Source organism: Micromonospora sp. NPDC047753 (assembly GCF_040642735.1).
Lineage (GTDB): Bacteria > Actinomycetota > Actinomycetes > Mycobacteriales > Micromonosporaceae > Micromonospora.
On sequence record NZ_JBEYSL010000475.1, the window covers coordinates 1 to 5,194 of the forward strand.

Here is a 5,194-nt window from a genome sequence, read left to right on the forward strand (position 1 = left end):
CTGACGGCATTCGGCAGTGGAGCTGACATCCATGCCAGAAACAACCGTCCACAAAAATCGCCACTCTGGGACGCGTGAAGACAATGTCTGGTCGGACCGCGCGTTGCGGTAGTGAGATTCGAAAGCCAACCCTATAGCGCAGCCCCCGCTGGAAGAGCTGCCGCCGGAGGGCCATCTCAGGCTTTGTGTTAACGCTCCTGTTCGCCTTCATTGCCTTGGAGGCTGACGACGGCGGGGGTGTGGGAGGCAATTTCATCTTGCGCTATTCGCTTCCTAGCGAACGAGGGGAGATTGGCCGATGCCTTACTCTGCGCGGACCAGGCCGTCCGGCCGCAGTACCGGCAGAAGATAGTTGTTGCCGATCCACTCAATTACATCAACCACGACGGCGTCACCGAACCCGAAGAGTTGCTGATTCGGCGTGCCAGCGAGAAGCTTGTAGTCATGTGCACCCATGAGGTTGGCGTATTCGCGCGGCGTCATCCACCGAATCGCCCTGCTGCCCTTACCCAAGCGAACTAGAGCCTGCTTACTCGAACCTCCGCCGGTAGTCCGAAGGCAGCCGGCGATGCCGTCCCTGCGGAGTTCCCAAACAGAGACGCCTTGACGAGTGCGGCGGTAAGCAGTGCGATACCTAACGGTATCTCCTGCAAGGAGGCCATCGAAGCGTGCGGCTTGCACATCACTGAGTGACCTGACGAACGCTTCTACGCGATCGCCACTCCACCACAGCTCCGGGTTGACATCTGTCTCTACAAATCCCTCTAGGTCCTGGGGACCTTCCGGCAAGGATGGCAAATCGATATAGTGCATGCTCAACGTCTGCCGATGCTTCGCATGAATGGCTTGCACCCAAGCAGGCCGCGTATCAGAAAGCGGCGGCACCTCGATCCGGGCTTGACTTGCCAGCCTGTCTTTCTGAATGCCGACGATGAACATCCTTGGTCGAGACTGAGGAACGAAATGCCGAGCGTCGATCGCAAGGACATCCAGGGAGTAATGAAGCTTCGACAGGCGGGTCAAGGCAGCAGCGAGATCAGCGCCACCGTGGCTGGTGGCGAAACCATGAACATTTTCGAGAAGGATCACCGCGGGCCGGGGGGACATTCCCTCTAGAATCTTGGCGAACTCCCAGAACATTCCCGATTGATCGCCCACTAGCCCTCGCCTGTTGCCTGCAAGCGAGAGGTCGATACAGGGGAAGCTGCTCGTCGCGAGCTCGACACCCTCGGGGAGATCTATCGCCTCGACGAGGCGGATGTCACGAACCTTGAAGTGATCCTCGGCGTCAGGGAAGTTAGCGGCATAGGCATCGTACTTGGCCTGCTTGATGTCGTTCGCCCACACCACCTGCACCTGAGCGCCCTTCACACGCTCAAGCGCGGTTCGGACCAACCCGATGCCAGCGAAAAACTCCGCTGCTCTGATGGGCACGCTGTCCATACTTCCTCCTTCGCCCTACATCGGGGCAGCCTATAGGGGCCCTGGCGGGTCTCCTCAGGCATGACACTCATCTGTGATGACCCGATCATTTGTTCGACTTGCTATGACGGCGGGGCTGTGGCTCCAGGTGGATACGGCAGGTACTGACCGACGCTGGTCGGCATGACGATCTTGCAACGTAACCGGGTGCCGGCGACTGACCGGTGCTCCGCGACCGCAACGAAGGTGGCGATGACGCCAGTTCTGGACCGAAGTTGGCGGAAGCCCGAGCTCAGAGCCGACCGCCCGTCCTTCCTCGACGCACCGCTACAGGTCACATTTCTTCCCCTCCCCGTGGAGGCCGTCCGGCGAAGGCGCGCCGCTCCGTAGGCAATCCGTCCTGGTTCGCAGGGCATCCGCCGCAGTGGGGCCTCCGCCGTCACCGACGCTACATTCGTGCCCGTGCACCAGCCGTCCGGTAACGCCATATCGCGGTATCGAGGGCACGGTGGCACTGCCAGCGTCACTGCTTCACAGCTGAAGATCATGATGAGTGCTGCTCCACCCTGGTTCGTGGAGGGGTATCGGTCGCAAGTGTCAGCGGGAGGTCGACGCCGAGGTGTACGGCATGTGGTCGTGAACGAGTTCCACCACGCCAAAGTGCCCAAGTACACCCGATTGTTGGAGCGGCTGGGTCCCCGGGGGCGAGGTCGTTGCGTTCCAGGTCGACGATCATGTACCTCACGGGCTCGGCCAGCGGCGTGAAGGCCGACGCCTCGTTGTAGTGCCCGTGCAGAGCCGGGAGCGGCTTACCCGAACCGCCAAAGTCTAGAAACGAGAGCCTCCGACCACCGACCGTGATGAACTCCCGCATGACCTGGAATCCTAGATCAACGACCGCCGGCTTCCGTTGCGCGAACACGTCTCCCGTTGATCGCGACAGGTGTCGGATGCGGTCAAGCCGCATCCACGTCCGAGGCGAACCTTACGTCCAGCCGCCGGTTCAGGGCCCGAGCTAACCGCGCCAGGAGCGGCAAGGTCGGCACGGTCCCGCCCGCCTCGAACCGGGCCACCGCAGACTGAGTCATGCCAGCGGCACGGGCCAACTGGCTCTGACTCCAGCCGTGCCCTTCGCGCAGGTGGCGCACCTCCTGACCAAGCTCGAAGGCGATCCGAGTGGCCTCGTAGGTCTCGGCCGCCCCTGGCTCCGCCATCCGGCGCTCACGCAGGTCGTTCCCGTCCAGGCGATCACTCATCGCTCCACCTCATAGCATCAATGCTATGGGATGAGGGGGTGCGAGAGAGCTCCTAGCGTTAGGTTGAAGACCATGGAGCAGCGGATCAGCCTGATCACCCTGGGAGTCGCGGACGTGGCCCGCGCGAAAGCCTTCTACGAGCAGCTCGGCTGGCGAGGCCAGGAGGTCGAGGAGACGGTCTTCTTCCAGGCCGGCGGCCTGGCCCTCGTCCTCTGGGGCCGCGACAAGCTGGCCGACGACGCGGGCATCGAAGGTCCGGGCACCGGCGCGCTGACCCTCGCCCAGAACGTCCGCTCCCATGCAGAGGTCGACGAGGTGATCGCCACGGCGACCAAGGCCGGCGCGACGGTTACCAAGCCGGCCCGGGAGACCTTCTACGGCGGCTACGCCGGCTACTTCGCCGACCCGGACGGCCACCTCTGGGAGATCGCCTGGAACCCCGGCTTCACCCTGGCGGAGGACGGCACCCTCACCGTCCCCGACTTCAGCGCCACGAACTGAGACTCAGCGCCATGAACTGAGCAAACGGCAGGCAGAGGCGCCGATCAGGGCGTCGGAGACGGGCAGAGCAGCGGGTCCAGCACCGGCAGCTGAACAGGGTCCAGGCAGATAGCCAGCAATCCCGGATCCGGCGAGAGCGTAGGAGTAGGCGTTGCGGTCGCAGTCGGCACCGGCGAGGCCGACGCGACGGGCGACGTCGGAGGAGCCGAAGCAGGCGGGGCCGTCGTAGGGACCGGCGTCGGCACCGGGCTGGCCGACGGGGTCGGCGCGACGGACGGCGCAGCGGCCGGCGGCAGGGCGACCGCCACCACCGGTGACGGCACTGTGGAGACATCTGCCGAGGCGGACGGCCGGGCAACCGGGACGGACGGCGGGTTCCACACGGCGCTGTCGGCCGAGCCGACCCGCGACCTGGGTGCTACCGGACCGGTCGGAACAAGAACCGCCCCAGCCGTCGGCACGTCCAAGGCGACGATCTCCGCCGAGGGCACCGGCCCGCGAGGACCCCATGCGCCAGGCCCCAGAGCATTGGGCCCCAGAGCGCCCGGTCCGAGAGTCACGATCACCACGGCGGCGACGGCGGCAGCGCCGAGCGCCCGGCGGTCGGGGCGTACCGCCGTCAGCGGCGCGTCGTCGGGGTCCACCAGCAGGGGAGGCGCGGGCGGAGCGGCCCGGTGTGCGGCCAGCAGCGCGTCCATCTGCGCGATGACGGCAGCGCGATCGTCGGCAGCCGCGAGGGTGAGATAGAGGCGGAAGTTCACCGCGGCACTGGCCGGGACCAGCAGTCCGTCAAGTCGACAGCGGTCCGGCAGCAGGGTGAGCGGCACGTCGGCGTGGTGGGCGGGGCCGACCATGTCGGCGTACCGCCACTCGCGCCGGTGCTCCCGTCCGCCGAAGGCGACGCGTCGACTGGTCACCACGGCCATGCCGCTGTCGACGACCCGCAGGCCCGGCGGCAGGTCCTCCGAAGAAGGCTCAGCGAAGGAACAGGAGCCGCCCGGCCTGGGTAGGCCGGGGACGTGCCGCGCCTCCGCCTCTACCAGCGTGGCGACGGGAAGGACGCGGAAGACGAGTTCGTCGTCGTCGAGCTCCACCGGTAGGCCGGTGCGGGGCTGCGTACACCCGAGGAAGCTGGCGGCTTCGATGCGGAGCCGGGCCAGGTGGTCGCCGCGGTGCCGCCAGGCGTCGGTGGCGTCGCGGTACGCGCGCTGCCGGCGCTCGTTCTCGCGCTCCGCCCAGGCGATTCGCCAGGGGGCACAGGCCACAGAGGTCACGGTCACACGCGGTACAACCGCTCACGTACGTGACAGGCAACGCGACCGGGATCGATGCATCCCGTTGCGCCCGAAAGGAGAGAATTGACGGGCACCGAAGCCCCCGTTGCGGGGCTAGCCTGCGCGTGATGGCCACAGCGGAGGAGTTTCCTGGTGCTCGATGACATGCGGGTGCTGCGGGCGGCGGTACGCGACTATCGCCTGGCGGCGACGGCTGCCGGCCTCGACTGGCCGGACTACGGCGAGTCGCCCGCCGGGCAGCCACCGGCGCAGGTCACGCGGATCTTCGGCGTGGATCACATCGCGGAGCAGTTGACCTGGTTGCACGCGCAGCGCTGGCCCGACCGGCAGGTGCTGCCCGACGTGGGGTGGCGGATGCCATGGCCGGAGGACGGTGACGCGCTCCAGTACCTGGGGTTGTCGATCGGCACGCCGTTCCCCTGGCGGCACCAACTGCCCCTGTTCTTCTTCGATGTCGTTCTCTATACGTTCGTGCTGGCCGGCGACCACGAGGGTGAGATCTGGCGCTACGAGATCTCACCCGACGCCTGGGACTCGGTTCGCGCCGCCACCAGCCTGGCCGCCCTCTTCGACCAATGGACCAGGGGAATCGCCGCCGGGGTGGTCGTCTACGACGAGCAGAGCAAGTGGCTCCTGGTCCGCGACCTGGACTCCGCTCCCGACCTCGACCCGCTGGCCTTCCCGGTGGCCCCGCTGGAGGAGACGCTGCTGCGAGCGCGG

General features: G+C 66.5%; 5 protein-coding genes and 1 pseudogene. 2 read left to right on the forward strand and 4 right to left on the reverse strand.

Annotated elements, in window-relative coordinates; all coding sequences use genetic code 11:
- The 3 genes and pseudogenes from ABZ749_RS28815 to ABZ749_RS28825 form a co-directional block, all read right to left on the reverse strand.
- Window positions 1-256 (reverse strand): annotated as a pseudogene (locus tag ABZ749_RS28815) (very short patch repair endonuclease); the annotation flags it as partial.
- Window positions 257-303: 47 nt separating this feature from the next.
- Window positions 304-1,443: a DNA (cytosine-5-)-methyltransferase gene (gene dcm / locus ABZ749_RS28820; RefSeq protein ID WP_357233293.1), complete on the reverse strand. Its 1,140-nt coding sequence runs from the start codon at window positions 1,441-1,443 to the stop codon at window positions 304-306.
- 935 nt (window positions 1,444-2,378) lie between these two features.
- A complete protein-coding gene (locus tag ABZ749_RS28825) occupies window positions 2,379-2,678 on the reverse strand; it encodes a helix-turn-helix transcriptional regulator (protein ID WP_357233295.1) in 300 nt (99 codons plus the stop codon).
- 72 nt (window positions 2,679-2,750) lie between these two features.
- On the opposite strand from ABZ749_RS28825, the gene ABZ749_RS28830 reads away from it, so the two are divergent.
- Entirely contained in the window at window positions 2,751-3,179 is a 429-nt protein-coding gene (locus tag ABZ749_RS28830) for a VOC family protein (RefSeq protein WP_357233297.1), read from the forward strand.
- Window positions 3,180-3,223: 44 nt separating this feature from the next.
- On the opposite strand, the gene ABZ749_RS28835 is transcribed toward ABZ749_RS28830, so the two are convergent.
- Complete coding sequence (locus ABZ749_RS28835; RefSeq protein WP_357233299.1) at window positions 3,224-4,453, reverse strand: hypothetical protein; 1,230 nt, start codon at window positions 4,451-4,453, stop codon at window positions 3,224-3,226.
- Window positions 4,454-4,606: 153 nt separating this feature from the next.
- Between ABZ749_RS28835 and ABZ749_RS28840 the strand changes: the two genes are divergently transcribed.
- Window positions 4,607-5,194 (forward strand): hypothetical protein (locus ABZ749_RS28840; protein ID WP_357233301.1); only part of this gene is annotated, 588 nt, incomplete at its 3' end.